The 17,331-nt window shown below is 74.9% G+C and carries 12 protein-coding genes; all 12 read right to left on the reverse strand.

What is annotated here, in order from left to right:
- Window positions 1-70: 70 nt before the first annotated feature.
- The 12 genes from smc to B9L22_RS17880 all read right to left on the reverse strand — a co-directional run bounded on the left by smc (window position 71) and on the right by B9L22_RS17880 (window position 17,294).
- Window positions 71-3,625, reverse strand: coding sequence for a chromosome segregation protein SMC (gene smc, locus B9L22_RS17825; RefSeq protein ID WP_198947336.1), 3,555 nt, complete (start codon window positions 3,623-3,625; stop codon window positions 71-73).
- A 135-nt stretch (window positions 3,626-3,760) separates the two neighbouring features.
- Entirely contained in the window at window positions 3,761-4,213 is a 453-nt protein-coding gene (gene ndk, locus B9L22_RS17830) for a nucleoside-diphosphate kinase (protein ID WP_031317103.1), read from the reverse strand.
- Between the two features lie 77 nt (window positions 4,214-4,290).
- The gene (locus B9L22_RS17835) at window positions 4,291-4,785 is read right to left on the reverse strand and encodes a DUF4233 domain-containing protein (protein ID WP_306303334.1); all 495 of its coding nucleotides are present in this window, start codon (window positions 4,783-4,785) and stop codon (window positions 4,291-4,293) included.
- Between the two features lie 4 nt (window positions 4,786-4,789).
- A complete protein-coding gene (locus B9L22_RS17840) occupies window positions 4,790-6,511 on the reverse strand; it encodes an MDR family MFS transporter (protein WP_086151349.1) in 1,722 nt (573 codons plus the stop codon).
- Between the two features lie 134 nt (window positions 6,512-6,645).
- Window positions 6,646-7,335 carry a TetR/AcrR family transcriptional regulator gene (locus B9L22_RS17845; RefSeq protein ID WP_086151350.1) on the reverse strand — a complete coding sequence of 230 codons (690 nt, stop codon included), beginning with the start codon at window positions 7,333-7,335 and terminating at the stop codon, window positions 6,646-6,648.
- Window positions 7,336-7,410: 75 nt separating this feature from the next.
- Window positions 7,411-8,148 (reverse strand): dihydroxyacetone kinase phosphoryl donor subunit DhaM, encoded by a 738-nt coding sequence (gene dhaM, locus B9L22_RS17850; RefSeq protein ID WP_051028644.1) that lies wholly within the window; start codon window positions 8,146-8,148, stop codon window positions 7,411-7,413.
- Complete coding sequence (gene dhaL, locus B9L22_RS17855) at window positions 8,145-8,789, reverse strand: dihydroxyacetone kinase subunit DhaL (RefSeq protein ID WP_061269007.1); 645 nt, start codon at window positions 8,787-8,789, stop codon at window positions 8,145-8,147. Before dhaL ends, dhaM begins: the two co-directional genes overlap by 4 nt.
- Before the next feature lie 69 nt (window positions 8,790-8,858).
- Entirely contained in the window at window positions 8,859-9,854 is a 996-nt protein-coding gene (gene dhaK / locus B9L22_RS17860) for a dihydroxyacetone kinase subunit DhaK (RefSeq protein ID WP_086151351.1), read from the reverse strand.
- 144 nt (window positions 9,855-9,998) lie between these two features.
- Complete coding sequence (locus tag B9L22_RS17865) at window positions 9,999-11,420, reverse strand: folylpolyglutamate synthase/dihydrofolate synthase family protein (protein WP_086151352.1); 1,422 nt, start codon at window positions 11,418-11,420, stop codon at window positions 9,999-10,001.
- Window positions 11,417-14,866 (reverse strand): isoleucine--tRNA ligase, encoded by a 3,450-nt coding sequence (gene ileS / locus B9L22_RS17870; RefSeq protein ID WP_086151400.1) that lies wholly within the window; start codon window positions 14,864-14,866, stop codon window positions 11,417-11,419. Before ileS ends, B9L22_RS17865 begins: the two co-directional genes overlap by 4 nt.
- Before the next feature lie 245 nt (window positions 14,867-15,111).
- Complete coding sequence (locus tag B9L22_RS17875) at window positions 15,112-15,366, reverse strand: hypothetical protein (protein WP_086151353.1); 255 nt, start codon at window positions 15,364-15,366, stop codon at window positions 15,112-15,114.
- A 359-nt stretch (window positions 15,367-15,725) separates the two neighbouring features.
- Complete coding sequence (locus tag B9L22_RS17880; RefSeq protein WP_086151354.1) at window positions 15,726-17,294, reverse strand: molybdopterin-dependent oxidoreductase; 1,569 nt, start codon at window positions 17,292-17,294, stop codon at window positions 15,726-15,728.
- Window positions 17,295-17,331: the final 37 nt, after the last annotated feature.

Here is a 17,331-nt window from a genome sequence, read left to right on the forward strand (position 1 = left end):
GCCCGGAATTGCAACGATCCTGGAGGTTCCGCCCAGGTCCGGACGAGGCGGACGGACCGCCCCGCGCGTGCTACGCGGGGACCTCCTCGCGCGCCTCGGACATGCGCTGGCTGATGACCGTCGTGACGCCGTCGCCGCGCATCGTCACGCCGTAGAGCGCGTCGGCGATCTCCATGGTGCGCTTCTGGTGCGTGATGACGATGAGCTGCGAGTCCTCCTGGAGCTCGCGGAAGATCTCGAGCAGGCGGCCGAGGTTCACGTCGTCCAGGGCGGCCTCGACCTCGTCCATGACGTAGAACGGCGAGGGCCGCGCCTTGAAGATCGCGACGAGGAGCGCGACCGCCGTGAGCGAGCGCTCGCCGCCGGACAGCAGGGACAGGCGCTTGACCTTCTTGCCCGCGGGACGGGCCTCGACCTCGATGCCCGTGGTCAGCATGTCGTCCGGGTCGGTGAGGACCAGGCGCCCCTCGCCGCCCGGGAACATACGGGCGAACACGCGCTCGAACTGCTCGGCGGTGTCGCGGTACGCGTCCGAGAACACCCGCTCGACGCGCTCGTCGATCTCCTTGACGATCTCCAGCAGGTCGGCACGCGACTTCTTGAGGTCGGCCAGCTGGTCGGCGAGGAACTTGTGCCGCTCCTCGAGCGCGGCGAACTCCTCGAGCGCGAGCGGGTTCACCTTGCCGAGGCGGCCGAGGTCACGCTCCGCGGCACGCAGGCGCTTCTCCTGCTGGGCGCGGTCGTACGGGACCGTGCGGGGCTCGCCGTCGTCGGAGGGGACGGGGACCTCGCGGTGCGGGCCGAGCTCCTCGACCAGGACGGCCGGGTCGAGCCCGAGCTCGTCGACGCTGCGCGCCTGGAGCTGCTCGATGCGCAGCTGCTGCTGGGCGCGCGCCACCTCGTCGCGGTGCGCGACGTCGGTCAGCTCGCGCAGGCGCGCCGCCAGGTCGTCGACCTCGCGGCGCGCGGCGGTCACCGCGGTGTCGCGCTCGGCCCGTGCCGCCTCCGCGGCGTCCCGCTCCGCGCCCGCCCGGGCCAGCGACCGGTCGATCGCGGCGAGGGCGAGCGTCGCGCCGTCGCGCACCGCGGACGCGCGGCCTGCCTGCCGCACCCGCGCCGCCTCGCGCCGCGCGGCCCGCTCGCGCGCGTCGCGCTCCGCGGCGGCCGCCCGGGCCAGCGACTGGGCCCGGCCCGCGACCGCCCGCGAGCGCTCCTCGCTCGTGCGCAGGGCGAGCCGTGCCTCGGTCTCGGCCGTGCGCGCCGCCGAAGCGCGTGCGAGGAGGCGGTCGCGCTCGGCGCTCGCCTCCGCCACCGCGTCCTCGGACTGCTCCGGCGCCGCCTCCGCGACCTCGAGCCGCTCGACGAGCCCCGCGAGCGTCTCGCGCGCGTCGTCGAGACCCTGGGACGCCCGCTCCAGCGACGCGCGCACGCGCTCGGCCTCCGCGGCGGCCGAGCGCGCGGTCGCCCCCAGGTGCCCGAGCTGCTCCGCGACCGCGGCGAGCTGCGCGTCGGACTCGTTGAGCCGGTCGAGCGTGTCCTCGTACCGGGCGCGCGCGTCCTGCGCCGCCTCGCGCGCGCCCACGAGCGCGAACCGGGCCCGCTCGGCGCGGGCCGTCGCGTCGGCGTGCGCGGTGCGCGCCTCGTCGAGCGCCGACTGCAGGTGCAGCACGCTCGGCGCCGACGCCGACCCGCCCCACGCGCGCGTCGTCGCGAGGAGGTCCCCGCCCCGCGTCACGACGGCGATGCCCGGGTGCCGCGCCACGAGCGCGCGCGCCTGGCCCAGGTCGTCGACGACGGCCACCCCCGCCAGCAGGGACCGCACCGCCTGGCCGACGCCGCCGGCGGCGGTGACGACGTCGACGGCCCAGCGTGCGCCGTCGGGTAGGTCGACGGCGGCGGGGCCCGGGCCGGGCTCCGCGGTCGCCACGACGAGGCCCGCGCGCCCGGCGTCCTCCGTGCGCAGGTAGCGCAGCGCGTCGACCGCGGCGTCGACCGACTCGACCGCGACCGCGTCGGCGGCCGGGCCCAGCGCCGCCGCCACCGCGTCCTCGTATCCCGCCTCGACGCCGAGCAGGGCCGCGAGCGACCCCACGACGCCGACGCCGTCCGCCGCGAGCAGCGCGCCCGCGCCGTCCTTGCGGTCGAGGCTCAGCTCGAGGGCCTCGATGCGCGCGCTCCACGTCGCGCGCTCCTGGTCCGCGGCGGACGCGTCCGCCTCCAGGCCCGTCACGGCGGCAGTCGTGCGCTCGACCGCGTCCGCCGCGGCCTCGTGCTCGGCGTCGAGGCCCTCCTCGCCCTCCTCGGCGCCGACCACCTGGGTCTCGAGCACCGCGAACTCGGTGCGCGCCTGCGTGCCCCGGTGCTCTGCCTCCGCGAGCGACTCGCGCAGCCGCCCGATCTCGGCCTCCGCCGCCTCGACGCGCGTGCGCTGCGCCGCGACCTGCCCGGCGAGCCGCGCGAGACCCTCGCGGCGGTCCGCGGCACCGCGGAGCAGCGTCGCGACGGCCCGCTCCGCCTCCCCCGCGGCCTGCTCGGCGTCCTCCCGGTCGGTGACCGCGGCGGCGAGCGCGTCGCGCGCGCGGGCGACTTCCGCCTCGAGCTCCGCCTCGGTCGCGCGCACCCGCTCGGCCTGCGCCTCGAGCTCGTCCGGGTCCTGCCCGCGGGGCGCCGCCTCGGGGCGCCCGAGGAGACGCACGCGCTCCTCGGCGAGCGTGCGCGTGCCGCGTAGCCGCTCGCGCAGCGACGAGAGCCGGAACCAGACGTCGGTCGCGGCCCCGAGGGCGGGCGCGGCCTCCGCGGCCTCGCGCTCGAGCCGGCCGAGAGTGTCGCGCGCCGTCGCGAGTGCGCGCTCGACCTCCGCCTGCTGCGTGCGCAGGGCCGCCTCGTCGGCCATCTCCTGCTCGAGCGTCGCGGTGAGCTGGGCCAGGTCGTCGGCGAGGAGCCGGGCCCGCGCGTCGCGCAGGTCGGCCTGGATCGTCGCGGCCTTGCGCGCGATCTCCGCCTGCCGCCCCAGCGGGCCGAGCTGGCGCCGGATCTCCGTCGTGAGGTCCGCGAGCCGCGTGAGGTTGGCCTGCATCGCGTCGAGCTTGCGGAGCGCCTTCTCCTTGCGCTTGCGGTGCTTGAGGACGCCCGCGGCCTCCTCGACGAAGCCGCGGCGGTCCTCGGGCGTCGCGCGCAGGACGGCGTCGAGCTGCCCCTGGCCGACGATCACGTGCATCTCCCGGCCGAGGCCTGAGTCGGAGAGGAGGTCCTGGATGTCGAGCAGGCGGCACGCGCTGCCGTTGATCGCGTACTCGGACCCGCCGCTGCGGAACAGCGTGCGGGAGATCGTCACCTCGGTGTAGTCGATCGGCAGGGCGCCGTCGGTGTTGTCGATCGTCAGGGACACCTCGGCGCGCCCGAGCGGGGGCCGGCCCGACGTGCCGGCGAAGATGACGTCCTCCATCTTGCCGCCGCGCAGGGTCTTGGCGCCCTGCTCCCCCATCACCCACGCGAGCGCGTCGACGACGTTCGACTTGCCCGAGCCGTTCGGCCCGACGACGCACGTCACGCCGGGCTCGAAGCTCAGCGTCGTCGCGGACGCGAACGACTTGAAGCCGCGCAGCGTCAGGGTCTTGAGGTGCACGGACCCGAGCCTAGTGCGGCGCTCCCACGATCCTGCGGACGTCCGCGACCGGCCGTGGCGGACCGCGCGCACCGCGGCGGGCACGCGAACGCCCCGCCCCGGAGGCCCGGGACGGGGCGGACGTGCGCGTGCGGGTCAGCCGAGCTCGGGGAACCAGAGCGCGATCTCGCGCGCGGCGGACTCGGGCGAGTCCGACCCGTGCACGAGGTTCTGCTGGACCTTGAGGCCCCAGTCGCGGCCGAGGTCGCCGCGGATCGTGCCGGGCAGCGCCTCGGTCGGGTTGGTCGCGCCGGCGAGCGAGCGGAAGCCGGGGACGACGCCCTGGCCCTCGGCCACGACGGCGAGGATCTTGCCCGAGAGCATGAAGTCGACGAGCGGCTGGAAGAACGGCTTGCCCTCGTGCTCGGCGTAGTGGGCGGCGAGCAGCTCGGGCGTCGCGTCGAGCAGGCGCACGGCGGCGAGCGTGTAGCCCTTGGCCTCGACGCGCCGGAGGATCTCGCCGGACAGGCCGCGGCGGACGCCGTCGGGCTTGACGAGGATGAGGGTGCGCTCGATGGTCTCGGTCAGTGCGGGTGCGACGTCGGTCATGGTCGCCGAGCCTACCGGCCGCGGGCCCGTGCGCCGCGCCCGGCGGGCGGCCGCCCGGCCGCGTGCGCGCCGCGCCGTCAGCCGGCGTTGGGCGCGGTCTCGGGGTGCTCGGCGTCGTAGGCCGCGCGCTCGCGGTCGATGCGCCCGCCGAGGCGGATCGAGACGATCCACAGGACGACGAAGAGGCCGCCCACGAGGAACATCATGGGCACCACCAGCCCGAGCGCGAGCACGGGCACCTGGACCACGGACCCGGCGACGTACCCGCCGGGCGTGCCCACCATGCGCGACAGCACGACGAGCACGACGGCGAGCACCCCGCCCACGACCCAGATCGACGTCGCGGAGGGCAGCTCGAGCGGGCCGCGCGAGTACGGCACGTCGCGCAGGCCGTAGGCCACGAGCGTCGCGAACACGACGAGGAACGCCTCGAGCAGGAGCGTGGTCGACGCGAACTGGACCTTCGCTGGCTTCTTGGGCTTGATGCGGTCGCCCGGGGACGGGCGCACCGGGCCCGCCGCGCGGCCGTGGCGGGACGGCTGCGCGGCGGGCTGCGACGGCGAGGTGCTCACCCGGTCAGGATACCGGCGCGCCGTCGCGCTCCCGGCTCCCGGGACGCTCGTCGTCCGGTCCACCGCCCCCCGCGGGCACGACGACCGCGGCACCGTCGGCCTGGCCCGTCGCGGGCGCGTCCTCGCGCACGTCGCCGTGGTCCGCGACGGCCTCGCCGCGCGCGACCATCCCGGCGACGTCGGAGAGCTTGACCTCGCGCAGGAACAGCGCGAGCACGAACCCGACGAGGACGAGCGGGACCAGGTACCAGAACGCGGGGGCGAGCGCGTCGGTGAACGCGTCGACGACGCCCGTGTGGATCGGCTCCGGGAGCTGCTGCACCATCTCGGGCGTGAGCGAGGAGCCCTCCGCGCCGGCGGGGGCCGCACCCCCGGGCACGCCCGCGAAGACGCCCTCGAGGTTGTCGGCGAGGCGCGACGTGAAGATGGTGCTGAACAGCGCCGTCCCGACGGCCGCGCCGATCTCGCGGAAGAAGTTGTTCGCGCTCGTTGCGGTCCCGATCTCGTGCGGGTCGACCGAGTTCTGCACGGCGAGCACGATCGTCTGCATGACGAGGCCCATCCCGGCGCCCATGACGAAGATCATCGCGCCGAAGAGCCACATCGACATGTCGCCCGTGATCCGCGTGAGCCAGACCATCCCGGCCGCGGTGATCGCGAGACCCACCACCGGGTAGATCTTGTACCGCCCGGTCTTGGTGATGGCGATACCGGACCCGATGGCCGTGATCATGACGCCGACCATCATCGGGAGCATGAGGAACCCGGACTCGGTGACCCCGGCACCCGTGGACATCTGCAGGAACGTCGGCAGGAACGCGAGCGCCGAGAACATGCCCATGCCGAGCACGAGACCGATGAGCGTCGCGATGGTGAAGGTCCGGTTCTTGAACAGGTGCAGCGGGAGCAGCGGCTCCTCGGCGCGGTTCTCGACGAGGACGAACGCGACGACCGACACCACGACGGCCGCGACGAGGCCGAGCAGCCACGGGTCGGACCAGTCGTAGCCGGACGACGTCGTCAGCGACTCCCAGCTCGTGACGAGGACGATGCCGGACGTCGCGACGACGAGGAAGAAGATGCCCGCGACGTCGATCTTGCGGCCCGCGCGGTGCGAGGGGAGCTTGAGCGCGACCCACGCCACGACGAACGCGGCGACGCCGATGGGCACGTTGATCCAGAACGCCCAGCGCCAGCCCGGGCCCTCGGTGAACCAGCCGCCGAGGAGCGGCCCGATGACCGCGGCGATGCCGAAGAGCGCGCCCATGGGGCCCATGTACTTGCCGCGGTCCTTGGCGGGGACGATGTCGGCGATGATCGCCTGCGACAGGATCATGAGGCCGCCGCCGCCGAGGCCCTGCACGCCGCGCCAGGCGACGAGCTCGGGGAACGACTGCGCGAACCCGGCGCCGGCCGACGCGACCGTGAAGAGGCCGATCGCGACGAGGAACGGCCAGCGACGGCCCCAGAGGTCGCCGAACTTGCCGTAGAGCGGCATGACGATGGCGATCGCCAGGATGTAGGCCGTGATGACCCAGCCCTGGTGCTCGACGCCGTGGAGCTCGCCGACGATCGTCGGCATCGCGGTGCCGACGATCGACTGGTCGAGCGAGGACAGGAACATCGACGCCATGAGCGCGCCGAAGATCACCCACACGGTGCGCGGGGTGAGCACGACGAGCGGCTTGCCGCCGTCGACGGGTGGTGCTGCGGTGGAGGAGGCCATGAGGATCCGGTTCGGTCGGGACGGGCGGGCGCACGCCGACGGGCGCGGCCCGTCGTCGGGTGGGGGCTGGAGGTGCGGCCGGTCGGGTGGGAGGCCCGAGCCGGTGATGTCCTCGCGCGGGGCGAGGGGTGCGGTCAGGGGGCCGCGGGATCGGGGGCGCGCGTGTCGCGGAGCAGCGCGCGGAGCTGGTCGACGACGCCCGGCAGGTGGTCCACCGGCTCGCCCTCGCGGCCCCGCTGCTGCCACTCGACCGTGCTCGCCCGCAGGAGGCTCATGACGACGAGCGCCAGGAGCTCCGGGTCCGGGACGAACGGCCGGACCGCGCGGCGCGCGACGAGCATCTCGACGAGCTCGGCACGGTGGCCCTCGACCCACGCGACGTGCCGCGCGACGAGGTGCGGCTCGCGCTGCACGAGCTCGAGCGTGCGCGCCATGCGCTCGGGGGTGACGACCTCGTGCGCGAGCACGTCGGCCACGACGACCTCGAGGTCGTCGAGGAGCGCGCCCGTCGGGCCGCCGGCGACGAAGGCCGCGACGACGTCGGGTCGCACCGAGAAGTCCTCGAGGCCGAGCACGGCGTCGTCCTTCGCGGGGAAGTAGTTGAAGAACGTCCGGGGCGAGACGCCGACGGCCGCGCAGATGTCCTCGACCGTCACGGCGTCGAGGCCGCGGTCGAGGACGAGGGTCTGCGCGGCGTCGACGAGGGCCTCGCGGCGCGCGCGCTTCTTGCGCTCCCGCAGCCCGCCGGGCGACGGCGCGACGCACGCCGCGGCCCGCTCGGCCACGGAGAGGCGAGCGGGCACGTCAGGCGGGGTCGTCGGCACGAGGACTATTCTTGCATCCTCTGCAATTTTGCATCAACTGCAATATCGGGTGACGGAGGTCACACCCCTGCGGCGTCAGACCTCGCCGAACCCGCCCTCCACGGCCTCGACCACCGCGCGCACCGCGTCCGCGGCCTGCGGGCCCTCCCCCGTGACCGTGAGCTCCTGCCCGCCGGTCGCGCCGAGCTTCATGAGCTCGAGGACGCTCGCCCCGTTGACGCCGTCGATCGCGACGCTCGCGTCGAACCCGGCGACCAGGCGGGCAAGCACGGCGGCGGGCCGGGCGTGCAGGCCGAGCGGGTTGCGCAGCGTCACGACGGCGCGGGCCTCCCCCGCCGGCGGGGCACCGTCCGCGGCGTGCTCCTCCCCGGCCTCCGGTGCCGCGGCGGGGACGGCGAACGTGCCGCCCGCGTGCTCCGCGGACGCGAGGACCTCGGCCACGTCGCCGCCGCCGTGCGCGGTGACGGCCGCCGCGACGGCACCCTCGACGAACGGCGCGTCCGCGAGCAGCACGCGCCCGTCGAAGCCGTCCTCCAGGTCCAGCACCGACTCGACCGTCATCACGGCCGAGCCCAGGTCCGCGAGCACGACGACGCCGTCCGCGACGCGCAGCGCCTCCTCGATCGCGCCGGAGACGCGGTCGTAGCTCGTGCCGAGGCCGCCGTCGTCCGTCCCGCCCGCCGCGAGGAGCAGGACGCCGGGCGCCATCTGCGCGGACAGCTCGACGGCCCCCTGCGCGAGGCGCTGCGAGTGCGAGACGAGGACGAGCGCGACCCGGGCCCGCGTGCCGACCGGTCCGGCCACGCCGCTCACGCCGCCGCCGCGTCGCGCGCGGCCTCGAGCAGGATCGCGGTCGACGTCGCGCCCGGGTCCTGGTGGCCCGCGCTGCGCTCGCCGAGGTAGCTCGCCCGGCCCTTCGTCGCCACGAGCGGCACGGTCGCCTCGGCACCCTCGCGCGCGGCCCGGGCGGCGGCCGCGAGGACGTCGGCCGTCGAGCCGCCCGCGTCGGCCGCGGCCTCCGCCGCGTCGACCGCGGGCTGCCAGGCGTCGACCATGGTCTTCTCGCCGACCTGCGCCTTGCCGCGCGCGGAGATGCCCTCGAGCGCGCCCTCGAGCAGCGCGACGACGCCGTGCGCGTCGAGCTCCGCGAGACCGGTCACCTTCGCAGCGCGGAGGTACGCGGTCCCGTAGAGCGGGCCCGAGGCGCCGCCGACGGACGACATGAGCGTCGTGGCCACGAGCTTGAGCACGTCGCCGATCTGACCGGGCGGCTGCTCCCCGGCGGCCGCCCCGTCGAGCTTGGCGACCACCGCGCGGAAACCCCGGTCGAGGTTCTCGCCGTGGTCGCCGTCACCGATCTGGCGGTCCAGCTCCGTCAGCTCGTCCCGTGCCGCCGCGATCCGCTCCGCGCTCAGCCGGGTCCATCGCTCGGCCCAGGCCACGTCCAGCGTCATGCCCCACCTCTCCTCGCCGTCGAGCCGGCGGTGCGCCGGCTCCCGGAGACTGCACGAAAGGGCACCCGCTCACCAGCGCAGCGCGGCCGTGTGGACGGGAGCGTCCCACAGGGCGGTGAGCTCGTCGTCCAGGCGCAGCACGGTGACCGACGCACCCTGCATCTCCAGCGACGTGACGTAGTTGCCGACGAGCGAGCGCGTCACGCGTACGCCGCGCCCTTCGAGCAGCCTCCTCGCCTGACGATAGACGACGTACAGCTCGGACAGCGGGGTACCGCCCATTCCGTTAACGAACAGCAACACGTCCTCGCCGTCGGCGAGGCCCAGGTCGTCGGCCACGGGATCGACCAGCCGCTGCGTGATCTCGTCCGCCGACGCGAGCGGGATCCGGTGCCGCCCGGGCTCGCCGTGGATCCCGATGCCGATCTCGACCTCGTCGTCGCCGAGGTCGAAGCTCGGCCGGCCCACGTGCGGCACGGTGCACGCCGTGAGGGCGACGCCCATCGAGCGCACGTTCGCCACGACCCGCCCGGCGATCTCCGTCACGGTGCCGAGGTCGTCACCCCGCTCGGCCGCCGCGCCCGCGATCTTCTCGACCGCGACCGTCCCTGCCACGCCGCGCCGCCCCGCGGTGTAGAGCGAGTCCTCGACCGCGACGTCGTCGTTGACGAGGATGCTCGTGATCTGGGTGCCCTCGGCCTCGACGAGCTCGACCGCCGTCTCGAAGTTCAGCACGTCGCCCGTGTAGTTCTTGACGATCGCGAGCACGCCGGCGCCCGAGTCGGCGCCGAGGATCGCGGGGACGATCTGGTCGGGCGTCGGCGAGGTGAACACGGCGCCCGGCACCGCGGCGTCGAGCATCCCCGGCCCGACGAAGCCCGCGTGCAGCGGCTCGTGGCCCGAGCCGCCGCCCGAGACCAGCCCGACCTTGCCGGCCACCGCGCCGCCGGCGCGCGACACGTACGGGGGCGCGAGGTGCACCTGCACGAGGTCGGCGTGCGCCTGGCCGAAGCCCTCGAGGGACTCCGTCACCGCGTCCTGGGGATCGTTGAGCAGCTTCTTCACCGGTCATCCCTCCATCGGTCCGTGCGCCCGGTGCTCCGGGCGCCGACAGCCCCCGCGACGTCGGCTGGCCGCGCCCGGCGTGCCCGCCGCCGTCGTCGCCTCCATCAAACACCCGGCCGCCGCGCGCCGCGCGGCGTCCGGGCGTCAGCCGCGACCGAGCAGGACGCGCGCGTCGGCGACGGTCACGACCGAGCCCGTGACCAGGACGCCCGTGCCCGTGCCGACGCCCACGGCGTCGTCGCGCTCGACGAGGTCGACCGCCACCTGGAGCGCCTCGTCGAGGCGCTCGGTGCTGTGCACGCGGTCCTCGCCGAAGACGTCGGCGGCGAGCTCGGCGAGCTCCGTCGGGTCGGCCGAGCGCTCCGAGCTGTTGCGCGTCACGACGATCTCCGCGAGCACCGGCTCGAGGGCCGCGAGGAGCGGCTCGGCGTCCTTGTCGGCCATGATCGCGACGACGCCGACGAGGTGGCGCAGGTCGAACGCCTCGCCGAGCGCCGTCGCGAGCGCCTCGGCCCCCGCGGCGTTGTGCGCCGCGTCGACGAGGACGGTCGGGCTGGACCGCACGACCTCGAGCCGGCCCGGCGACGTGACGTCCGCGAACGCCGCCTCGACGAGCGTGCCGTCGAGCGCCCGGCCGCCGAGGAACGCCTCCACCGCGCCGAGCGCGAGCAGCGCGTTGTGCGCCTGGTGCTCGCCGTGCAGCGGGAGGAACACCTCGGTGTAGAGCGCCGCGGGCGTGCGCAGGTCGAGGAGCTGGCCGCCGACCGCGACCTGGCGCGCGGCGACGTCGAGGTCGACGCCCTCGCGCAGCAGGCGCGCGCCGACACGCTCCGCCCGCGCCCGCAGCACCTCCTCGACCTCGGGGCGCTGCGCGGCCGAGACGACGGTCGCGCCCTCCTTGACGATGCCCGACTTGACCGTCGCGATCTCCTCGAGCGTGCTCCCGAGCCACCGCTCGTGGTCGAGCGCGACGGGCGTCACGACGGCGACCTCCGCGTCGACCACGTTGGTCGAGTCCCACTCGCCGCCCATGCCGACCTCGACGATCGCGACGTCGACGGGCGTGTCCGCGAACGCGGCGAACGCCACGCCCGTGAGGACCTCGAAGAAGCTCAGCTGCGACTGCCCGGTCTCCGCGAGCTCGGCGTCGACGACCTGCACGTAGGGGTAGACGTCCTCCCACACCTCGACGAACCGGCGCGGCGAGAGCGGCTCGCCGTCGACGACGATCCGCTCGGTGACGCTCGTCAGGTGCGGGCTCGTGAACAGGCCGGTGCGCAGGCCGTGCTCGCGCACGAGGCGCTCGGCGACGCGCGCGGTGCTCGTCTTGCCGTTGGTCCCGGTGAGGTGGATCGTCCGGAACGCGTGCTGCGGGTCGCCCAGCAGCTCGAACAGGCGCCGCACCCGGTCGATCGTCGGGTCGAAGTCGTGCTCGGGAGCACGGGACACGATGTGCTGGTAGACGCGCTCGAGGTCCGCCTGCGCGGCGGCGTCCTCCGCCGCCGCGCGGGCGTCCTTCGCGTTCTGCCGTCGTGCGGCGCCGGGGTCCTTGCGCGGGGCGCTCACAGGATCACCGCCGTGTCCGGGACGGTGCCGTCGGCCTTCTCGACGCGCACGGAGCGCACGTCGGTCGGCGACGTCTCGACGACGACCTCGACCGCCAGCGTCTCGCGCGCGACGAGGTCGCGGTGCTCCTCGACGGCCGCGAGCCACTCGCCCGGCACGTCGAGCGAGAGCCGGATGCGGTCGGCGACGTCGAGCCCGGCGGCCTTGCGCGCGTCCTGCACGTCGCGGATCACGTCGCGCGCGTAGCCCTCGGCGAGCAGCGCGTCGTCGAGCGCGAGGTCGAGGACGGCGAACCCGCCGCTCGCGAGCACCGCGGCGGCGACGCTCGGCGCCTCGCCCTCGGCGACGCCGCGGTCGGCGACCACCGTCGTCAGCTCGTACTCCGCGGGCAGGAGCGCGACGTCGCCGTCGTCCGTCGTCACGACGACCTCCCCGGCGTCGTCCACGCGCCACGCACCGGCCTTCGCCGCCTTGATGACGGCCTGGACCCCGCGGCCCAGGCGCGGGCCCGCGGCGCGGGCGTTGACCGCGAGGCGCTGCGTGATGCCGAAGCGCTCCGCGGCGTCCGAGTCGGTCGACTCGAGCTCGACGGCCTTGACGTTGAGCTCGCGCGCCAGCAGGTCCGTGTACGGCGCGAGCGCCCCCGGGTCGTCCACGACGACCGTGAGCCGCGCGAGCGGCTGGCGCACCCGGAGCTGGTGCGCCTTGCGCAGGCCGAGCGCGGCCGACGCGACGGCGCGGACCTCGTCCATCGCGGCGACGAGCGCCGGATCGGCGACGAGGGACGCGTCCGGGACGTGACGCACGGCCACGGCGGACGAGCCGTCCTCGCCGACGAACCGCTCGCCGACCTCCTCGGTGGACGCCGGCCAGTCGGTGAGGTGGACCGAGCGCCCGCCGGTCAGGCCGCGCCACACCTCCTCCGCGAGCAGCGGGGCGAGCGGCGCCATGACGCGCGTGAGCGTCTCGAGCGCCGTGTACAGCGTGTCGAACGCGTCGGCGTCCTCCGCCCAGAACCGGTCGCGCTGGGTGCGCACGTACCAGTTGGTGAGGACGTCGAGGTGCTCGCGCACGGTCTCGCACGCGCCGCCGATGTCGTACGCGTCGAGCTGCCCCGTGACGCGCACGACGAGGTCGTGGGTCCGGGCGAGCAGGTAGCGGTCGAGGGCCGGGAGCCCGGCCACGCGCTCGGGGGCCACCTTCTGCGCGACGTACCCGGCGGGCTCGACGGGCTCGCCCGCGCGCGCCTGGGCCTTCGACGTGTTCGCGTACAGGGTGAAGAAGTAGTACGTGCTCCACAGCGGAAGCAGCACCTGGCGCACCGCGTCGCGGATCCCGTCCTCGGTGACGACGAGGTTGCCGCCGCGCAGGATGGGCGAGCTCATGAGGAACCAGCGCATCGCGTCGGAGCCGTCGCGGTCGAAGACCTCGTTGACGTCCGGGTAGTTGCGCAGCGACTTGCTCATCTTGCGGCCGTCGGAGCCCAGCACGATGCCGTGCGAGACGGCCGAGCGGAACGCCGGGCGGTCGAACAGCGCGGTCGCGAGCACGTGCAGCGTGTAGAACCAGCCGCGCGTCTGGCCGATGTACTCGACGATGAAGTCGCCGGGGTTGTGGTGCTCGAACCAGTCGGTGTTCTCGAACGGGTAGTGCACCTGCGCGTAGGGCATGGACCCCGAGTCGAACCAGACGTCCATGACGTCCTCGACGCGGCGCATGGTCGAGCGGCCCGTCGGGTCGTCCGGGTTGGGGCGCGTGAGGCGGTCGACGAACGGCCGGTGCAGGTCCGGCTCGCCCTTCTCGTTGCGCGGGAGGGTGCCGAAGTCCCGCTCGATCTCGGCGAACGATCCGTACACGTCGACGCGCGGGTGCTGCGGGTCGTCCGAGCGCCACACCGGCACCGGGCTGCCCCAGAACCGGTTGCGCGTGATGGACCAGTCGCGCGCGTTCTCCAGCCACTTGCCGAACTGGCCGTGCTGGATGTGGTCGGGCGTCCACGAGATCTGCTCGTTCAGCTCGACCATGCGGTCCTTGAACTTCGACACCGCGACGAACCACGACGACACGCCCATGTAGATGAGCGGCTTGCGGCAGCGCCAGCAGTGCGGGTAGGAGTGCGCGTACGACTCACGGCGCAGCAGCACCGTGCCGGGGCTCGTCGCGCCGAGCGGGAGGTCCGGCGTCTCCTCCCCCTGCGCGGCCGCCGCGTCGTGGCGCGTGCGGCCCTTGAGGTGGTCGATGATGAGCGCGTTCGCGTCGAAGACCTGGAGGCTCTCGTAGTCGACGACGGGGAAGACGAACTTGCCGTCGGACGCGACCGGCAGCACCGGCTCGACGCCCTCGCGGTCGGAGACGACCTTGTCCTCCTCGCCGAACGCGCCGGCGTTGTGCACGAGCCCGGTGCCGTCCGTGGTCGTGACGAAGTCGGCCTCGACGACCCGGTGCGCACCGGCGTGCCCGGCGAAGTAGGAGAACGGCGGCGTGTACGACCGCCCGACGAGGTCGGCGCCCGTGAGGCGCTCGACTACCTGCGTCGTCACGTCCTCGACGCCCTCGTCCGCGAGCTCGCGTGCGTACGCCTCGAGGCGCTCGGCGGCGATCACGTAGCGCTCCTTGACGCCCGTGAACGACGACTCCACGACGACGTACTCGACGTCGGGGCCGACCATGACGAACAGGTTCGACGGCAGCGTCCAGGGCGTCGTCGTCCAGATGAGCGCGAGCTCGCCCGTCTCGAGCCGGAAGCCGACGGTGACCGCCGGGTCCTGGCGGACCTGGTACACGTCCTCGTCCATGCGCAGCTCGTGGTTGGACAGCGGCGTCTGGTCGTTCCAGCAGTAGGGCAGCACGCGGAAGCCCTCGTAGACGAGGCCCTTGTCGTAGAGCTGCTTGAACGCCCACAGGACCGACTCCATGAACGTCGGGTCGAGCGTCTTGTAGTCGTGCTCGAAGTCGACCCAGCGCGCCTGGCGGGTCACGTAGTCCTGCCACTCGCTCGTGTACTTGAGCACCGACGCGCGGCACGCGTCGTTGAACCGCTCGATCCCCAGCTCGAGGATCTCCTCCTTGGTCTTGATCCCGAGCTGGTCCATCGCCTCGAGCTCGGCGGGCAGGCCGTGCGTGTCCCAGCCGAAGCGACGCTCGACGTGCTTGCCGCGCATCGTCTGGTAGCGCGGCACGACGTCCTTCGCGTAGCCCGTGAGCAGGTGCCCGTAGTGGGGCAGGCCGTTGGCGAACGGCGGGCCGTCGTAGAAGACGAACTCGTTGCTGCCGTTCTCCCCGGCGGGGTTGCGCTCGACCGAGGCGCGGAACGTGTCGTCCGCCTCCCAGTAGGCGAGGACCTCGCGCTCGATCGCGGGCAGGTCCGGGGAGGCGGGGACGCCGAACGCGGCTCCGGGGTGCGCGTCGGCGGCGGACGAGGGTGCGCGGTGCAGCGGATAGGCCATGGTCTCGAGGACTCCGGTGAGGTAGCGGTCGGCGGGGTGTCCGCCGTGGTGGTACGGGTCGGTCGTGCTCTCCTGCGAGGACGACTCCCCCACCTGGGGCGGGCTCGCCGCGGTACCACCTCGCTTGCCGGCGCCGTCCCCGCGCGTGCCCGACGTCGTCGGGCACCACGGGCGGTCGCCGACCGCTCGTCGCAGGCTGTGACGGGCCCACCCGTCCGGGTCTAGTGAGGACCTGCCGCGGGCCGTCAGGCCTGCCCCGCGGCGCGGGTCCCGTTCTTCCGGAGGCTCGCCGGTGATGGCCGGGTCGACGCCTGTGCCTCCATGGTAGCCGCCGCCCGGCGGCGCGCGGTGTAGGCGTCGATGTCGCGCGCGACGAGCCACTCGAGCGTGAGCGGCGGCCCGGCGGCGGCCGACGGGGCGGGAGCGGCGGGGAGGGCGGGCGCCGACGACGACGGCACCGTGGTCGGGCGGTAGCGGGGGAAGTGCGGGGGAACGTACATGGCGGTCTCGCGTCCTGTGCTCGGCTGGCGTCCGTGGGTGCAGACCCGGTCGTGGCGTCGGACTCATCGCTGAGCCGCGGCGCGGGACCGGCGACCGTCACGCCCCGTCGCAGGGAGGGAGGGGCGGGAGGCTGCTCGCGGACACCAGGTCGAGGCTGCGCAGGGCGCCGCGAGCCCTCAACAACAGGTGGCGGTGCGGAACAGCGGGCGCGCGAGGACGAGCGTGCTGCTCGTGGGGCGCGCGGAGGTCACCCGCACATGGTGCCAGCACGTCCGTCGCGGGACAACCTCCGGTCCAGGACCCGGGCCTCTCGCCTGCCCCTCGCCTGCCCCCCGGTCTCCGGCACGGGCCGGGCCGGTCACCGCACGCGGACGGCGACCTCGTGCCAGCCCGACGCTCCGTCGGGCGCGGGCGGGGCGACGTCGGCCGTCTGGGTGCGCCCGTCCGCGTCGGTCGCCCGGACCGTCAGCCGGTGCTCCCCCGGCGTCGCGTCCCACGCGTACGACCACTGCCGCCACGTGTCCGGGCCGACCGTGGCGGCGAGCGTCGCGGCGTGCCACGGGCCGTCGTCCACGCGCACCTCGACGCCCTCGACGCCCGTGTGCTGGGCCCAGGCCACGCCCGCGACGACGACGTCCCCCGCGTCCACGGCCGCGCCGTCGCGCGGGGTGTCGACGCGCGACGCGAGCTTGATCGGTCCCCGCTCCGACCACCCGCGCGTGGACCAGTAGGCGACGTCGTCGGCGAACGTCGTGACCTTGAGCTCGGTGACCCACTTCGTCGCGGACACGTAGCCGTACAGCCCGGGCACGACGAGCCGGGCGGGGAACCCGTGCTCGGCCGGCAGCGCCTCGCCGTTCATCCCGACGGCGAGCAGGCTCGCCCGGTCCGGGTCGGTGAGGGCGTCGAGCGGCGTGCTCGCCGTCCACCCGTCGGCGCTCGTGGAGAGCACCATGTCGGCGCCGTCCTGCACTCCGGCGCGCGCGAGCAGCTCGCGCACCGGGTACCCGAGCCACCGCGCGTTGCCCACGAGGTCCCCGCCGACCTCGTTGGACACGCACGTGAGCGTGAGGTCGTGCTCGACGAGCGGGAGCGCGAGCAGCTCGTCGAGCGTGAGCTCGAACGGGTCGTCGACGAGCCCCGAGACGCGCAGCGTCCACGACGCCGGGTCGACCTGCGGCACGCGCAGCGCCGTGTCGATGCGGTAGAAGTCCGCGTTCGGGGTGACGTACGGCGCGAGCCCGGGGACGCGCAGGTCCGCCCCGGCGGGGACGGCGGGGGCCGGGGTCGCGGGGGCGGGCAGCCGCAGCGCGTCGCGCGCTGCCGTCACGGCGCGCGAGCCGGCGGACACCGCGCGCGACGTCGCGAGCGCGACGACGCCGGCAGCCGCCGCCAGGCCCGTGACGAGGAGGAACCGGCGGCGGTCGAGGCCGCCGGACGTCGTCGTCGCGTCGTCGGAGCCGGAGGATACGGCCGGGCCGCGCAGCGTCCGGAGCGTCGCGCGCAGCAGCAGCACGGCGACCCCCACGCCGACCAGGCTCGGCAGCGCCCAGGCCACGTTCCCGCCCGGCCGGGACGCGGCGACGACCGCGCCGACCGCGCCGACGGCGGCGAGGAGCAGCGCGCCGGACGGCGGACGGCGGAGCTCGAGCCAGCCGCTCAGGGCCGCGCCCGCGGCGAGCACGACGCCCATGACCCCGAGCAGCACGGCCTTGTCCGCGGTGCCGAAGGTCGCGACGGCCCAGTCCTTGAGGGGCCCCGGCACCGCGTCGACGACCCCCGCCCCGGCGGCGAACAGCGGGCTCGACCCGGGCGCGACGACGGCCGCGACGAGCTCGGCGACGGCGAACCCGACGGCCGCCGCGACGACGCCCGCGAGCGCCGCCCGTCCACCCGCGTGCCCGGCTGCCTGCCGCTGCCCCGTCATGCGCGTCCTCCCGTGGTCCAGTAGACGCCGGGCCGAC

This window comes from Cellulosimicrobium sp. KWT-B (assembly GCF_002127155.1).
GTDB classification, from domain to species: domain Bacteria; phylum Actinomycetota; class Actinomycetes; order Actinomycetales; family Cellulomonadaceae; genus Cellulosimicrobium; species Cellulosimicrobium funkei.

What these genes read in the sequence shown, in the direction of transcription:
- ndk (WP_031317103.1), bottom strand. Translation starts at nt 4,213, where the DNA reads ATGACCGACGTCGCACCCGCACTGACCGAGACCATCGAGCGCACCCTC.
- B9L22_RS17840 (WP_086151349.1), bottom strand. Translation starts at nt 6,511, where the DNA reads ATGGCCTCCTCCACCGCAGCACCACCCGTCGACGGCGGCAAGCCGCTC.
- dhaL (WP_061269007.1), bottom strand. Translation starts at nt 8,789, where the DNA reads ATGACGCTGGACGTGGCCTGGGCCGAGCGATGGACCCGGCTGAGCGCG.
- ileS (WP_086151400.1), bottom strand. Translation starts at nt 14,866, where the DNA reads ATGGCCTATCCGCTGCACCGCGCACCCTCGTCCGCCGCCGACGCGCAC.
- B9L22_RS17875 (WP_086151353.1), bottom strand. Translation starts at nt 15,366, where the DNA reads ATGTACGTTCCCCCGCACTTCCCCCGCTACCGCCCGACCACGGTGCCG.
- B9L22_RS17880 (WP_086151354.1), bottom strand. Translation starts at nt 17,294, where the DNA reads ATGACGGGGCAGCGGCAGGCAGCCGGGCACGCGGGTGGACGGGCGGCG.